The following is a 14,235-nucleotide window of genomic DNA, read 5'->3' as shown; positions in this document are numbered from 1 at the left end:
ATGAAAAGAAAAATTATTATTCCTTTTGCAGTCTTGGTTCTTATTGCTGTGGACCAGCTAGTTAAGTCATATATTGTCAGCGGTTTTAAGCAGGGGCAGGTCAAGAGTTTCATTCCGCATCTGGTGAGTCTGACCTATCTTCAGAATACCGGCGCAGCCTTCTCCATGCTGGAAAATCAGCAATGGCTCTTTACTTTGGTGACATTTCTGGTCATTGGTGGAGCTGTTTACTACCTCATCAAGCACCTCCACGCCTCAAAGTGGATGCTGGCCGGGCTGACCTTGGTAATTGCTGGCGGTTTAGGAAACTTTATTGACCGGATACGCCAAGGTTTTGTCGTGGACATGTTTCAGTTAGATTTTATTAATTTTGCTATTTTTAATGTGGCGGATATGTATCTGACCTTTGGTGTAGCTATTTTACTGCTGATGATTTTGAAGGAAGAAAAAGATGAAAGTAAGAATTGAGGCTTCAGTAGCTGGTCAGCGATTGGACAAGGCGGTTGCTGAGCTGACAGACCTATCTCGGAGTTTGGCCAATGAGCAGATCAAGGACGGCCGGATTTTGGTCAATGGACAAGCCAAAAAAGCTAAATACGCTGTCAAAGAAGGCGATGTCATCTCTTATGAGCTGCCTGAGCCAGAAGTGGTTGAGTATGTGCCGGAGAATATTCCGCTAGAAATTGTCTATCAAGATGAGGACGTGGCAGTCGTCAATAAACCGCAGGGAATGGTGGTCCATCCTTCTGCAGGCCATACTAGCGGCACACTAGTCAACGCCCTTATGTATCACATCCAAGACCTGTCTGGCATCAACGGTGTCCTCCGGCCGGGGATTGTCCATCGGATTGATAAGGACACTTCTGGACTTCTGATGATTGCTAAGAATGACCAAGCCCATGTGGCTCTGACTGATGAGCTCAAGGATAAGAAATCCCTACGCAAGTATTGGGCTATTGTTCATGGAAATCTGCCTAATGACCGTGGAGTGATTGAAGCACCGATTGGGCGCAGTGAAAAAGACCGCAAGAAACAGGCCGTGACAGCCAAAGGCAAGCCTGCTCTGACGCGTTTCCAAGTCTTGGAACGTTTTGGTGACTATAGCTTGGTTGAGCTTCAGCTGGAAACAGGCCGAACCCATCAGATTCGCGTCCATATGGCCTACATCGAACACCCTGTGGCTGGAGATGAGGTTTATGGACCGCGCAAGACCCTAAAAGGACACGGCCAGTTTCTTCACGCACGAACGCTGGGCTTCACCCATCCTCGAACTGGTGAAGTTCTGGAATTTACAGCTGAAGTACCAGATATTTTCCAAGAAACCTTGGAAAAGCTGCGACAAAGATAGCAAGTTCATTTATTATTAAAATACAAATTTTCCTTTGACCGCTTCAATCGCGGTCGTTTTTATTTTCTGTAAATCGTGGTATAATAAGACAATCTAGCAGTGAAGGAAAAGGAAATGAAAGCAAAGCGAATCGTATTTAAGGTGGGGACTTCGTCATTGACAAACGCAGATGGAAGTCTGTCACGCGCCAAGGTAAAGGAAATCACTCGGCAGTTGGCACTTCTCCATGAGGCGGGACATGAGTTGATCTTGGTCTCATCAGGAGCTATTGCCGCAGGTTTTTCTTCTCTAGGCTTTAAAAAGAGACCGACCAAGGTGGCGGATAAACAGGCATCAGCTGCTGTTGGACAGGGTTTGCTTTTGGAGGAATATACATCCAATCTTCTTTTGAAGCAAATCATTTCTGCTCAGATTCTTTTGACCCAGGATGATTTTGCAGATAAGCGACGTTACAAGAATGCCCATCAAGCCTTATCTGTCTTACTGAATCGCAGCGCTATTCCTATCATCAATGAAAATGACTCGGTGGCCATCGAGGAGCTCAAGGTCGGGGATAATGATACACTGAGTGCTCAAGTAGCGGCTATGGTTCAGGCGGACCTCCTGGTGCTCTTAACAGATGTAGATGGACTGTACACAGCCAATCCCTCTACCAATCCAGATGCCCAGCGTCTTGAAAAGATTGAGAAGATTAGCTCTGAGCTGATTGATATGGCAGACGGTGCAGGAACGAGCAACGGAACTGGCGGCATGCTGACAAAGATTAAGGCTGCAACGCTGGCGACCATGTCCGGAGTTCCGGTCTATATCTGCTCCTCGCTCAAGACTGATGCTCTGCTGGAAGCTGCTGAGGAAACCAAGGATGGCAGCCTCTTTTTAGCCCAGGAAAAAGGTCTAAAAACGCAGAAGCAATGGCTGGCTTTCTATGCTAAAAGTCAAGGTGAAATCTATGTAGACCAAGGAGCAGCCAACGCTCTCAGAAATAAGGGAAAAAGTTTGTTGGTTTCGGGTCTTGTCTCGGTGTCAGGCAGTTTTACCTATCAGGATACGGTGACCGTTTATGAAGAAGGCAGCGGAGCTATTCTTGGTAAAGGGCGCGTGCGTTTTGGCAAGTCTGCTCTTAAAGATATCCTCAATTCCAATAAACCTAAAGGTGTCGTCATTCATCGAGATGACTGGATTTCTCTGACACCAGAGTTGAATGATTTATTTGCAGAATTTTAGAAGACGAGGAAAGGAGAGGCTATGACCTCAACACAAGCAATTTTTGAAAAGGTTCAGAAAGTCAAGAAGACAATCAATACGGCCACAACGGCTGAGAAAAACCATGCTTTGGAAGAAATGGCAAAGCAGCTCTGGCTTTCTCGTGCTGACATTTTAGCAGCCAATGAATCGGATATGACCGCAGCTAAAGGTAAGATTTCAGATGTGATGCTGGATCGCCTCTATCTGGATGAGGAACGAATTGCTGCCATGGCAGAGGGTATTCGTCAGCTGATTGACTTGGAGGATCCCGTAGGGCAAGTTTTGGAAAGAACCGAGCTTGAGAACGGCCTTGTCATCAGTAAGAAGCGGGTGGCCATGGGTGTGATTGGGATTATCTACGAAAGTCGGCCTAATGTCACCTCTGACGCTGCAGCTCTGGCTCTAAAGAGTGGTAGTGCAGTCGTCCTCAGGAGCGGTAAGGATGCCTATCAGACAGCGCTAGCCATTGTCACAGCTTTGAAAGAAGGTTTGGCTCAGACGAAGATTTCGCCGGATTGTATCCAGTTGGTTTCTGATACCAGCCGGGCTTCCGCCCAGGCTATGATGAAGGCCAAGGGATACCTGGATTTGCTCATTCCTCGTGGAGGGGCGGGACTGATTCAGGCGGTCGTGGAAAATGCGACTGTGCCGGTTATTGAGACAGGTACTGGAATTGTTCATGTCTATGTAGATAAGGATGCTGATCAAGATAAGGCTTTGGCCATTATTGAGAATGCCAAGACCAGTCGCCCCTCTGTCTGCAATGCCATGGAAGTGTTGCTGGTTCACGAAGAGATTGCAGCTGCATTTTTACCGCGTTTACAGAAGATGCTGGTGACAGATCGTGATGCTGCGCAAGAAAACCCTGTTGAATTACGTTTGGATGAGAAAGCAGCTCAGTATATATCAGGCTTGCAAGCTAAACAAGAAGATTTTGAAACCGAATTTTTAGACTATATCTTAGCGGTCAAGCTGGTGCCTTCGCTAGAAGAAGCGGTGGAGCATATTGAGGCTCACAGCACCCATCACTCAGATGCCATTGTGACGGAGAACGATGCAGCGGCAGCTTACTTTACAGAGCAGGTGGATAGCGCAGCAGTTTATGTCAATGCCTCAACCCGCTTTACAGATGGCGGTCAATTTGGTCTTGGCTGCGAAATGGGGATTTCTACTCAAAAACTGCATGCCAGAGGTCCTATGGGACTGAAAGAGTTGACCAGCTATAAGTATGTCATTCAGGGTATTGGTCAAGTGAGGAAATAAAGATGAAAATTGGATTTATCGGTCTGGGAAATATGGGCGGCAGTCTTGCCCGTCTAGTTGCCCAAGATGAAAGATTTAGAAGCGAATTACTTCTGGCTAATCGCAGTCGTGACAAGGCTGAAAAGATTGCTGTGGAACTTGGTGGTCAACCGGTCAGTAATGCAGAAGTTTTTTCTCAGGCAGAGGTGATTTTTCTGGGTATCAAACCAGCTCAATTTACTGACTTGCTGGCTGAGTATCAGGAAATTCTAGAAAAACGGGAGTCTATTTTGTTGGTTTCAATGGCTGCTGGTCTGAGTTTGGAAATATTAGAAAAATTGACACCTAGCCACCATCGTTGGATTCGGATGATGCCTAATACACCGGTAGCTGTTGGCGAGGGGGTTATTACCTATGCTTTATCCCCAGAAGCGAATCAAACGGACGAAGACTTGTTGCGTGATTTTCTGTCTTCGGCTGGCCTTTTGGTCAAATTAGAGGAAAAACAGTTGGATGCAGCGACAGCTCTTGCTGGCTGTGGACCAGCTTTCGTCTATCTCTTTATAGAGGCTTTGGCGGATGCTGGGGTGCGGGCAGGACTCAGTCGCGACATTTCGCTTGAACTGGCCAATCAAACTCTCTTAGGTGCTGCCAAGCTAAGTCAGGTCAGTGGGCAACATCCGGCTCAACTCAAAGACCAAGTCTGTAGTCCGGCTGGTTCGACCATCGCTGGGGTAGCTAGTCTGGAAGAAAATGCTTTTCGAGGAACGGTGTTGGATGCTGTCCAAGCTTCTTACAAGAGGACGCAGGAGTTGGGGAAGAAGTGATTTAAATCTTTAATTTTTTAGATTATAGGAAAGGGTGTGACTTGCGAGGACAATTTTTGTCTTTACAGGATCACTCTTTTTTTCTTTGTTTGATAATCAAATAAGTCCTCTCTTTAAAACTGTGGTATAATAAGTACTATGCAAACCAAACCGACTTCTGCTTATGTGCACATTCCTTTTTGTACTCAGATTTGTTATTACTGCGATTTTTCCAAGGTTTTTATCCAAAATCAGCCGGTAGATAGTTATCTGGAGCATTTGATTGAGGAGTATAATTCTTACGATATCAAAAAGCTCCGTACCCTCTATATCGGTGGCGGAACTCCGACCGCTCTATCGGCGCATCAGTTGGCTTTTTTGCTAGAAAAGCTGACAGACAAGCTGGACTTGTCTTATCTAGAAGAGCTGACTATTGAAGCCAATCCCGGGGATTTGGACCAGGAGAAGATTGCTGTACTTAAAGACTCGCCTGTCAATCGGGTTTCGCTGGGCGTTCAAACCTTCAATGACCGCATGCTCAGGCAGATTGGCCGCAGTCACTTGGAAAAGGATATCTATGAGAATATTGCCGATCTCAAAAAAGCGGGTTTTGATAATATCTCGATTGACCTGATTTATGCCCTGCCCAAGCAGACCATGGAAGATGTGAAAACCAATGTAGCCAAGGCCATTGCCCTGGACATTCCCCACATGAGTTTGTATAGCTTGATTTTGGAAAATCATACGGTCTTCATGAATCGGATGCGGCGAGGGAAGCTACCTCTGCCTAAAGAAGACTTGGAAGCGGAGATGTTTGAATACATTATAGCTGAGTTGGAAAAGGCCGGCTTTGAGCATTATGAGATTTCCAACTTTTCCAAGCCAGGCTTTGAGAGCCGCCACAATCTCATGTACTGGGACAATGCGGAATATTATGGTATCGGAGCGGGAGCGTCTGGCTATGTCAATGGTGTCCGCTATAAAAACCACGGGCCAATTCGTCATTATCTGCATGCGGTGGAAGCGGGCAATGCCCGAGTGCAGGAAGAAGTGCTGACGCTGAAAGAAAAGATGGAAGAAGAGATGTTTCTAGGACTACGCAAGAGGGCAGGTGTTTCTAAAAAACGTTTTGAGGAAAAATTTGGTGTCTCCTTTGAGGACCACTACGGAGCTGTTGTGGCTGATCTGACTGAGCGGGGTTTGCTAGTGCCAGACAGAGACATGGTACGCATGACCAAACAAGGCCTCTTTTTGGGCGATACGGTTGCTGAGAAATTTATATTGGAGTAAATCATGGGCTTAACTTATCAAATGAAAATGAAAATTCCTTTTGATATGGCAGATATGAATGGCCATATCAAGCTGCCGGATGTTATCCTGCTGTCCTTGCAGGTATCGGGGATGCAGTCAATCGAGCTTGGCGTCAGTGACAAGGATATGCTGGAGCAGTATAATCTGGTCTGGATTATCACGGACTATGATATTGATGTTACACGTCTGCCACGCTTTGCAGAGGAAATTACCATTGAAACAGAAGCTTTAACCTACAATCGGCTCTTTTGCTACCGTCGCTTCACGATTTTTGATGAAGCAGGTCAGGCTATTATTCAGATGATGGCAACCTTTGTTCTTATGGATCGAGATAGCCGCAAGGTTCGTGCCGTTGATCCGGAGATTGTAGCGCCATATCAATCTGAGTTTTCCAAGAAATTACTGCGCGGTCCTAAGTATCCAGACTTGGAAAATCCTGTCAGCAAGGACTACCATGTACGCTTTTACGACTTGGATATGAACGGCCATGTCAATAATAGCAAGTATTTGGACTGGATCTTTGAGGTTATGGGGGCAGACTTTCTCACCCAGCACATTCCCAAGAAAGTCCATCTCAAGTATGTCAAGGAAGTCCGTCCGGGCGGCATGATTGCTTCTAGCTATGACCTAGAAGGTCTGCAGAGCAATCACCAAATTTCCAGTGATGGCGAAGTAAATGCCCAGGCTTTAGTGACTTGGCAGGAGTTTAAACAGGATAATGAGGAAGAGTAGAAATGACTTATAAAGGATATTTGATTGATTTAGACGGGACGATTTATAAGGGCAAGAGCCGGATTCCGGCTGGTGAAGCCTTTGTGCATGAGCTGCAGAAGCGTCATATTCCCTATCTGTTCGTGACCAATAACACCACGCGCACTCCAGAAACTGTCAAAAACATGTTGGCAGAAAATTTCAATATTGAGACGCCACTAGAGACTATTTACACAGCGACTTTAGCAACTATTGACTATATGCAGGAGAAAAATCTGGGCAAGAAAGTCTACGTCATTGGTGATGTGGGACTTAAACATGCTATTGAAGAAGCTGGATATATAGAAGACACAGAAAATCCAGACTATGTAGTAGTTGGGCTGGACTGGGAAGTGGATTATGAGAAGCTGACAATAGCGACTCTGGCTATTCAAAAGGGTGCTCACTTTATCGGGACCAATCCTGATCTCAATATTCCGACGGAGCGTGGTTTGCAGCCGGGAGCGGGTGCTATAAATGCCCTCTTGGAAGCAGCCACTCGGGTTGAGCCAACCTTTATCGGCAAGCCAAATGCCATCATCATGGAAAAAGCTATAGAGCATCTAGGGTTGGCGCGTGAAGAAGTGGTCATGGTAGGTGATAACTATCTGACAGATATTCGAGCGGGAATTGATAATGGCATTCCGACGCTCTTAGTTACGACAGGCTTTACTCTGCCAGAAGAGGTGCCCAATCTGCCTATCCAACCGACGCATGTCTTGTCCAGTCTAGCGGAGTGGGACTTCGATGCGTGATAAGTTGAGATTTTTAGCCAGCGTCTTGTGCTTGTTGGCAGCAGCAATCTTGCTAACCATTTATCTGGCTTGGCTCTTATACCCGATAGAGATTTCTTATTTCAATTTGCCGGATAAGGTTTATTTGAAAGCAGAGACCATCCAGTATAATTTTAATATTTTGATGAATTACCTGACCAATCCTTTTAGTCAAAAGCTAGCGATGCCAGATTTTCGCTCGTCAGCAGCAGGATTGCATCATTTTCAGGCGGTCAAGTATCTTTTTCACTTGGCGCAAGCTATTTTTCTAGTTGCTCTGCCTGCTTTGATTTTCTTTATCAAAAAAGTGGTTAAAAAGGGATTTTTGAGTCTTTACAGACGGGCTTTTCTGGTGATTAGTCTCTTGCCGCTTGTCTTAGGTGTACTGGCCTTTCTGATTGGCTTTAATAGTTTTTTTACACTCTTTCATCAAGTTCTCTTTGCCGGAGACAATACCTGGATGTTTGACCCGGCAAAGGATCCAGTCATTTGGATTCTGCCAGAAGAATTTTTCATGCACGCCTTTATTCTTTTTGCTTTGCTTTATGAGGGAATCTTTTTGACCTTGTATTTCCTAAGCCGAAAGGGTAAGGAGTAAATTTAATATAGGAGATTTTATGTATTATATACCTGAACCTTTAAATCCTAAAAAAGATCTAGGACGATTTTCAGCGACTTGCTTTACTTATTTATGGGTCATGATTGCAGCTGTTTTCATTTATGTATTTGTTGCCTTTTTTATCATCATGCCAGGACAAGGTATGGACATTCAAAAGACGCAAGACATTGTTACCAAATTCATGGAAAAGGACGGCGGAGCCTATATTCTAGCTTCCTGTCTCGGGGTTCTTACTTTCACGGTGTCTCGGGGCAAGCAGCTCTTTAAATACGACCTTCGTCGCAAGGGGCGGAAGATGACTCCTAAAGTTTTCTTTTATATGATTTGCTTCCTTTTATTCGCCCAAATGTTTACAGCTGTTGTCAATCAGATGATGCAGGCTATCATGCAACTCTTCAATCTAGATCTTTCTAGTATGGAATCAGGGAGCGGTGGTTCTGAGACACTAACCATGCTGATTTATTCATCCTTGATGGCTCCAGTTACGGAGGAAATCATTTTTAGAGGTGCTGGATTGCGAGCATTAGAGAAGCATGGAAAGGTTTTTGCCATTCTTTTGACTGCGATTTTGTTTGGTCTCTTTCACGAAAATCTTTATCAGTTTTATTTTGCTAGTTTGATTGGTTTAGGCTTTGGTTATATCGCTTTTGAGTATTCGATTATCTGGTCTATCATTTTTCATGCTCTCAATAACTTTGTCATAGCAGAAGGTATAGCTTTTCTTTCAAAAAAAGCTCCAGAGCCTATTGTTAACATCGTTTTTTATGGCCTATTAATCGCTGGCAGCACAGTATTTCTTTTGCTTTTAATCTTGAAGTGGCCAAAATTTAAGGAATACATTGACGCCAATCGTTCGCTCCCAAGGACCTACCGACAGGCTTTTAAGTCAGTCTGGTTCTGGGTTCTGGTTGTGTTTACTTTTCTTGGTACTTTTCTGCCTGTCATGGCAGCCTATCTTGTATCCTTGATCAATAATAGCTAATTGCCTTTTATTGGGCAGTTATGCAACGATATGAAAGGAGTTGGACGTAGTCCAGCTCTTTTTTGTTCGATAAAAAGATAGAAATTGAAAGTTTTTGATAGAAAATGCTTGACATTGGAAAATAAAGAGGTATAATAATAATCGTAAACGATTCCAAAGGAGGTGCTTTATGCTGAAGTCGGAAAGAAAGCAAGTTATTCTAGAGACAGTCATAAGAGAAAAATTTGTTTCTTTAGAATATCTAGTACATGCTTTAAACACTTCAGAATCAACTATCAGAAGAGATTTGGATGAATTGGAATGCGAGCATAAGCTGCGACGAGTTCACGGAGGAGCCGAAAGTCTTCATTTTCTGCAAGAAGAGGAGAGTAATCAGGAAAAATCTATCAAAAGCATTCAAGAAAAGACAGCTATTGCCAAGATGGCAGCAAGCTTGATTCAAGAGCATGATGTGATTTTTATTGATGCGGGGACAACCAATGAGCTTTTAGTCAATGAGCTGCATGATCCAAGAGTGACAGTGGTCACCAACTCCATTCACCATGCGACCAAGTTGGTAGAGCGCAATATCCCGACGGTCATTATCGGCGGAAAGGTCAAGCGCTCAACAGATGCCAGCATCGGAGGTGTGGCTCTGAATCAAATCGGTCAGTTGAATTTCGATAAAGCCTTTATTGGAATGAATGGCATTGACGATGGCTTCTTTACCACTCCAGATATGGAGGAAGGAGCTGTCAAAAGAGCAATTTTAGAGAACGCTAAGAAGACTTATGTCTTGGCTGATCTTTCTAAACTAGGACAGACGTCCTTTGTCAAGGTCGCTCCTCTTGCCAAAGCAAGCATTATTACTATTCAAAATGAATCGGAAGTGATTCAAGCGCTGAAAGAAAAAACGGAGGTGATTGAGGTATGATTTATACTGTCACACTAAACCCTTCCATCGACTATATTGTTCGTCTGGACAAGGTCCTTATAGGAAGCGTCAATCGGATGGACAGTGACGACAAATTCGCTGGCGGGAAGGGAATCAACGTTAGCCGAGTTCTCAAACGTCTAGGTATTGAGAATACAGCGACTGGTTTTATCGGTGGTTTTACTGGCAAGTTCATCACAGATACTCTGGAAGAGGAAGGAATCTCAAGCCATTTTGTAGAAGTTGAGCAGGATACTCGTATCAATGTCAAGATTAAAGCAGATGCTGAGACAGAAATTAATGGACCTGGTCCAGAAATTTCCAGTCAGAAACTAGAAGAACTTGAGAAGTTCCTTTCTTCTCTGACTTCAGAAGATACGGTAGTCTTCGCAGGCAGCAGTCCTAAAAATCTAGGAAATGTTGTCTACAAGGAGTTGATTGGCCTGACCAGAAAGACAGGAGCGCAAGTCGTCTGTGATTTTGAAGGCCAGACGTTGCTTGATTCATTAGAGTTTGAGCCGCTCTTGGTCAAACCTAATAACCACGAACTAGGTGATATTTTCGGAGTCAAGCTCGAAAGCTTGGATCAGATTGAGAGTTATGCCCGTCAAATCTTAGACAAGGGTGCCCAACATGTCATCATTTCCATGGCTGGTGACGGTGCCTTGCTGGTAACTCGAGAGGGTGCCTATTTCGCTAAACCTATCAAGGGCAATGTGAAAAATTCTGTTGGTGCTGGCGACTCTATGGTGGCTGGATTTACCGGAGAGTTTGTCCGCTCTGGTGATGTTATTCAAGCCTTCAAATGGGGAGTGGCCTGCGGAACGGCGACCACCTTCTCAGATGATTTGGCGACAGCTGATTATATAAAAGAAATCTATGAAAAAGTAGAGGTAGAAAAAATATGAAAATTCAAGACTTACTAAGAAAAGATGTGATGTTGCTAGACTTGCAGGCAACAGAGAAAAAAGCTGTTATCGAAGAAATGATTCAGAGCCTAGTGAATCATGGCTATGTGACAGACTTTGAGACTTTCAAAGAAGGGATTTTGGCTCGTGAAGCCTTGACTTCTACAGGTTTGGGTGACGGAATCGCTATGCCCCACAGCAAAAATGCTGCAGTGAAAGAAGCTACTGTCCTTTTTGCCAAGTCAAATAAAGGCGTAGATTACGAAAGTTTGGATGGCCAGCCAACTGATCTTTTCTTCATGATTGCAGCTCCAGAAGGTGCTAACGATACTCACTTAGCTGCCTTAGCTGAATTGTCCCAGTACCTGATGAAGGATGGCTTTGCGGATAAACTGCGTCAAGTGACTTCGCCTGATCAGGTGATTGAGCTTTTTGACCAAGCTTCGGAAAAAGCAGAAGAACCTGCTGTTGTCGAACCTGCCAATGAGGGAGGAGAATTCCTTGTAGCTGTAACAGCTTGTACGACTGGGATTGCACATACCTACATGGCTCAAGAGGCCTTACAAAAGGTCGCAGCTAAAATGGGTGTCGGCATCAAGGTTGAAACCAACGGTGCTAGTGGTGTTGGGAATAAGCTGACAGCAGAAGATATTAAAAAAGCTAAAGCTGTTATCATCGCGGCAGATAAGGCCGTAGAGATGAATCGCTTTGACGGCAAGCCGTTGATCAATCGTCCAGTTGCAGATGGTATTCGTAAGACAGAAGAACTCATCAATCTGGCCCTTTCTGGAAATGCTGAGGTTTACAAGGCAGCTAACGGTGGTGGTGCTGCAGAATCCAGCAATGAGAAACTTAGTCTGGGTGGCGCTTTTTACAAGCACTTGATGAGCGGTGTTTCCCAAATGTTGCCATTCGTTATTGGTGGTGGTATTATGATTGCCATTGCATTCTTGCTGGATCAGATCTTAGGTGTACCAAAAGATCAGCTTTCTAATCTGGGAAGTTATCATGAGATTGCAGCGCAGTTTAAAGCAATTGGTGGAGCGGCCTTTGGCTTCATGTTGCCAGTATTAGCTGGTTATATCGCATACTCAATCGCTGAAAAGCCAGGTCTGGTTTCTGGTTTTGTAGCTGGAGCAATTGCGAGCAGCGGTGCATCATTTGGTGGTGTAGCTTACGCTGAAGGCGGTCAGAAAACTCTTGATTTAGTTGGTGTATCATCTGGTTTCCTTGGAGCTTTGGTAGGCGGCTTCTTAGCTGGTGGTATCATCCTTCTCCTTCGTAAGCTTCTTGCAGGTCTGCCTCGCTCACTTGAAGGTATCCGTTCAATCTTGCTCTTGCCTCTTCTGGGCGTTCTTGTGACTGGATTTGTGATGTTGGCGGTCAATATTCCAATGTCAGCAATCAATACAGCCCTGAATGATTTCTTGGCAAGTCTGAGCGGAAGCTCTGCTGTCCTTCTTGGTCTCTTAGTCGGTGGTATGATGGCTGTCGATATGGGTGGACCGGTCAATAAGGCTGCTTATGTATTTGGTACTAGTACACTGGCAAGCACTGTTTCAACTGGTGGTTCGCCAGTTATGGCAGCAGTTATGGCAGCAGGTATGGTTCCGCCTTTGGCAGTATTTATTGCAACTCTTTTGTTCAAACATAAATTCACTGAAGAAGAACGCGATTCAGGTTTGACAAACATTGTCATGGGACTGTCTTTCATCACAGAAGGAGCTATTCCTTTTGGAGCTGCTGACCCAGCTCGTGCTATTCCAAGCTTTATCGTCGGTTCCGCTCTTACAGGTGCTCTTGTAGGCTTGTCTGGTATCAAGCTCATGGCTCCTCACGGAGGAATCTTCGTTATTGGATTGACAAATAATCCAATCCTTTACTTGGTATATGTATTGATTGGTGCAGTAGTCAGCGGTATTATCTTTGGTTACCTGCGCAAACCACTTAAAAAATAATATCTAAAAGAATCTCGCTTGTCAGTGAGATTCTTTTTTGTGTTCCAGCCTGCAAATTTTAGCATGGAAACTTCGCTCGATATATGGTATAATGGGCCTATCGCATATTTTTAGGAGAATAAAAATGAACATACAGCGCGAAAAAGAATTTGTTAGTCAGTACCATTTTGACGCCCGAAATTTTGAGTGGGAAAAAGAAAATGGAACACCTGAAACCAAGGTTGATGTGAATTTTCAATTGGTCAAAAGAGATGTCGAAGCCCATACAACTTCATTGATTGTGATTTTGACTTTTATGATTGTTTTTGAGAATTTTGTTATCAGCGGAACCATTTCGCAAGCCAACCACATTCACGGTCGTCTTATTGAGGAACCGAGTGAATTTGACCACGATGAAGTAGAAGAGCTGGCTCGGCCTTGCTTAACTATGCTCAACCGCTTAACTTATGAAGTGACAGAAATTGCTCTGGATTTGCCAGGGATTAATTTGGAGTTTTAATCATGAAGTTAGCGGTTATCACAGATTCATCAGCCTATCTGCCAGCTTCTCTGCTGGATAATGAAAATCTTTTCGTCTTGGATATTCCAGTCGTGATTGCTGGTGAGACTTATGTCGAAGGCAGAAACTTAACAGCCAGTGAATTTTATGAAAAAATGGCTCAGTCAGATGAATTGCCCAAGACCAGTCAGCCTAGCATTGCTGAGTTAGAAGAGATTCTCACCATTCTAAACGGCAAGGACTATACCCATGTTCTGGGACTCTTTCTATCCAGCGGTATTTCTGGTTTTTATCAAAACATTCAGTATTTGAAAGATGAATTTCACGGTTTGCAAATTGCCTTTCCGGATTCTAAGATTACCAGCGCTCCGCTCGGCATCATGGTCCAATCTGCTCTAGAATGGGCAGCACAAGGCCTGGAGTTTGAAACAATTTTGGCTAATGTCCAGAAGCAGATTGATGGCACCAGCGCTTTTATCATGGTGGACGACTTGAACCACTTGGTCAAAGGAGGACGCCTGTCTAACGGCGCAGCTATTTTGGGAAATCTGCTCAGCATCAAGCCTATTCTGTATTTTAACGATCATGGTGTGATAGAGGTTTTTGAACAGATTCGGACGGAGAAGAAGGCAACCAAGCGTATGCTGGAACTTGTCCAAGAAAGAACAGCAGGCGGTGCTTATCAGATTATGGTTATCCATGGCAATGCACCAGAAAAAGCAGCTGATCTACGGCAAAATCTGCTAGACAGTGGTATTGCTGGCGAAGTTCCTATCGCAACCTTTGGAAGCGTCGTCGGGACACACTTGGGTGAGGGCAGCGTTGCACTGGGATATATTCCTGTGATCTGATTGCTTGAAAGTCTGAGCTTGTCTCTGTAA

At 44.4% G+C, this 14,235-nt stretch carries 15 protein-coding genes; all 15 read left to right on the top strand.

From position 1 onward, the window contains the following. The 15 genes from lspA to O3621_RS05290 all read left to right on the top strand — a co-directional run bounded on the left by lspA (window position 1) and on the right by O3621_RS05290 (window position 14,205). Complete coding sequence (gene lspA, locus O3621_RS05360; protein ID WP_314449632.1) at window positions 1–468, top strand: signal peptidase II; 468 nt, start codon at window positions 1–3, stop codon at window positions 466–468. Further along, entirely contained in the window at window positions 452–1,348 is an 897-nt protein-coding gene (locus O3621_RS05355) for an RluA family pseudouridine synthase (RefSeq protein WP_314449631.1), read from the top strand. The genes lspA and O3621_RS05355 overlap by 17 nt, the downstream gene beginning before the upstream one ends. 114 nt (window positions 1,349–1,462) lie before the next feature. Further along, window positions 1,463–2,572, top strand: a complete 1,110-nt coding sequence (proB, locus tag O3621_RS05350; protein WP_371513862.1) for a glutamate 5-kinase — start codon at window positions 1,463–1,465, stop codon at window positions 2,570–2,572. A 21-nt stretch (window positions 2,573–2,593) separates the two neighbouring features. Then, window positions 2,594–3,856, top strand: coding sequence for a glutamate-5-semialdehyde dehydrogenase (locus O3621_RS05345; RefSeq protein WP_371513861.1), 1,263 nt, complete (start codon window positions 2,594–2,596; stop codon window positions 3,854–3,856). 2 nt (window positions 3,857–3,858) lie between these two features. Then, window positions 3,859–4,662 carry a pyrroline-5-carboxylate reductase gene (gene proC, locus O3621_RS05340; protein ID WP_371513860.1) on the top strand — a complete coding sequence of 268 codons (804 nt, stop codon included), beginning with the start codon at window positions 3,859–3,861 and terminating at the stop codon, window positions 4,660–4,662. A 138-nt stretch (window positions 4,663–4,800) separates the two neighbouring features. Then, window positions 4,801–5,931 carry a radical SAM family heme chaperone HemW gene (gene hemW / locus O3621_RS05335; RefSeq protein WP_268683033.1) on the top strand — a complete coding sequence of 377 codons (1,131 nt, stop codon included), beginning with the start codon at window positions 4,801–4,803 and terminating at the stop codon, window positions 5,929–5,931. 3 nt (window positions 5,932–5,934) lie between these two features. Continuing rightward, window positions 5,935–6,684, top strand: a complete 750-nt coding sequence (locus O3621_RS05330) for an acyl-[acyl-carrier-protein] thioesterase (RefSeq protein WP_002906653.1) — start codon at window positions 5,935–5,937, stop codon at window positions 6,682–6,684. A gap of 2 nt (window positions 6,685–6,686) precedes the next feature. Then, window positions 6,687–7,457, top strand: coding sequence for a TIGR01457 family HAD-type hydrolase (locus O3621_RS05325; RefSeq protein WP_002906652.1), 771 nt, complete (start codon window positions 6,687–6,689; stop codon window positions 7,455–7,457). Further along, entirely contained in the window at window positions 7,450–8,073 is a 624-nt protein-coding gene (locus O3621_RS05320) for a TIGR01906 family membrane protein (RefSeq protein ID WP_002906651.1), read from the top strand. Before O3621_RS05325 ends, O3621_RS05320 begins: the two co-directional genes overlap by 8 nt. Window positions 8,074–8,092: 19 nt before the next feature. Continuing rightward, window positions 8,093–9,076, top strand: coding sequence for a CPBP family intramembrane glutamic endopeptidase (locus O3621_RS05315; RefSeq protein ID WP_002906650.1), 984 nt, complete (start codon window positions 8,093–8,095; stop codon window positions 9,074–9,076). Window positions 9,077–9,245: 169 nt separating this feature from the next. Next, entirely contained in the window at window positions 9,246–9,989 is a 744-nt protein-coding gene (locus O3621_RS05310; RefSeq protein ID WP_371513856.1) for a DeoR/GlpR family DNA-binding transcription regulator, read from the top strand. Beyond that, on the top strand, window positions 9,986–10,897 hold the full coding sequence (gene pfkB, locus O3621_RS05305) for a 1-phosphofructokinase (protein ID WP_002906648.1): 912 nt from the start codon (window positions 9,986–9,988) through the stop codon (window positions 10,895–10,897). Before O3621_RS05310 ends, pfkB begins: the two co-directional genes overlap by 4 nt. Next, window positions 10,894–12,855, top strand: a complete 1,962-nt coding sequence (locus O3621_RS05300; RefSeq protein ID WP_371513853.1) for a fructose-specific PTS transporter subunit EIIC — start codon at window positions 10,894–10,896, stop codon at window positions 12,853–12,855. Before pfkB ends, O3621_RS05300 begins: the two co-directional genes overlap by 4 nt. A 124-nt stretch (window positions 12,856–12,979) precedes the next feature. Next, window positions 12,980–13,354 (top strand): DUF1149 family protein, encoded by a 375-nt coding sequence (locus O3621_RS05295; protein ID WP_002915309.1) that lies wholly within the window; start codon window positions 12,980–12,982, stop codon window positions 13,352–13,354. Between the two features lie 2 nt (window positions 13,355–13,356). Beyond that, window positions 13,357–14,205, top strand: a complete 849-nt coding sequence (locus O3621_RS05290) for a DegV family protein (protein WP_371513851.1) — start codon at window positions 13,357–13,359, stop codon at window positions 14,203–14,205. Window positions 14,206–14,235 lie beyond the last annotated feature (30 nt).

The organism is Streptococcus sp. 20925_1_22 (assembly GCF_041431685.1).
Taxonomy (GTDB): Bacteria; Bacillota; Bacilli; order Lactobacillales; family Streptococcaceae; genus Streptococcus.
Note: the sequence above shows the minus strand (reverse complement) of the source record. Positions and strands in the feature narration are given on the sequence as shown.

Coding starts and splice junctions, on each gene's coding strand:
- O3621_RS05355 (WP_314449631.1), top strand. CDS start 452: ATGAAAGTAAGAATTGAGGCTTCAGTAGCTGGTCAGCGATTGGACAAG.
- O3621_RS05295 (WP_002915309.1), top strand. CDS start 12,980: ATGAACATACAGCGCGAAAAAGAATTTGTTAGTCAGTACCATTTTGAC.
- O3621_RS05300 (WP_371513853.1), top strand. CDS start 10,894: ATGAAAATTCAAGACTTACTAAGAAAAGATGTGATGTTGCTAGACTTG.
- O3621_RS05325 (WP_002906652.1), top strand. CDS start 6,687: ATGACTTATAAAGGATATTTGATTGATTTAGACGGGACGATTTATAAG.
- O3621_RS05290 (WP_371513851.1), top strand. CDS start 13,357: ATGAAGTTAGCGGTTATCACAGATTCATCAGCCTATCTGCCAGCTTCT.
- lspA (WP_314449632.1), top strand. CDS start 1: ATGAAAAGAAAAATTATTATTCCTTTTGCAGTCTTGGTTCTTATTGCT.
- pfkB (WP_002906648.1), top strand. CDS start 9,986: ATGATTTATACTGTCACACTAAACCCTTCCATCGACTATATTGTTCGT.
- O3621_RS05330 (WP_002906653.1), top strand. CDS start 5,935: ATGGGCTTAACTTATCAAATGAAAATGAAAATTCCTTTTGATATGGCA.
- O3621_RS05310 (WP_371513856.1), top strand. CDS start 9,246: ATGCTGAAGTCGGAAAGAAAGCAAGTTATTCTAGAGACAGTCATAAGA.
- O3621_RS05345 (WP_371513861.1), top strand. CDS start 2,594: ATGACCTCAACACAAGCAATTTTTGAAAAGGTTCAGAAAGTCAAGAAG.
- O3621_RS05315 (WP_002906650.1), top strand. CDS start 8,093: ATGTATTATATACCTGAACCTTTAAATCCTAAAAAAGATCTAGGACGA.
- proC (WP_371513860.1), top strand. CDS start 3,859: ATGAAAATTGGATTTATCGGTCTGGGAAATATGGGCGGCAGTCTTGCC.
- proB (WP_371513862.1), top strand. CDS start 1,463: ATGAAAGCAAAGCGAATCGTATTTAAGGTGGGGACTTCGTCATTGACA.
- O3621_RS05320 (WP_002906651.1), top strand. CDS start 7,450: ATGCGTGATAAGTTGAGATTTTTAGCCAGCGTCTTGTGCTTGTTGGCA.
- hemW (WP_268683033.1), top strand. CDS start 4,801: ATGCAAACCAAACCGACTTCTGCTTATGTGCACATTCCTTTTTGTACT.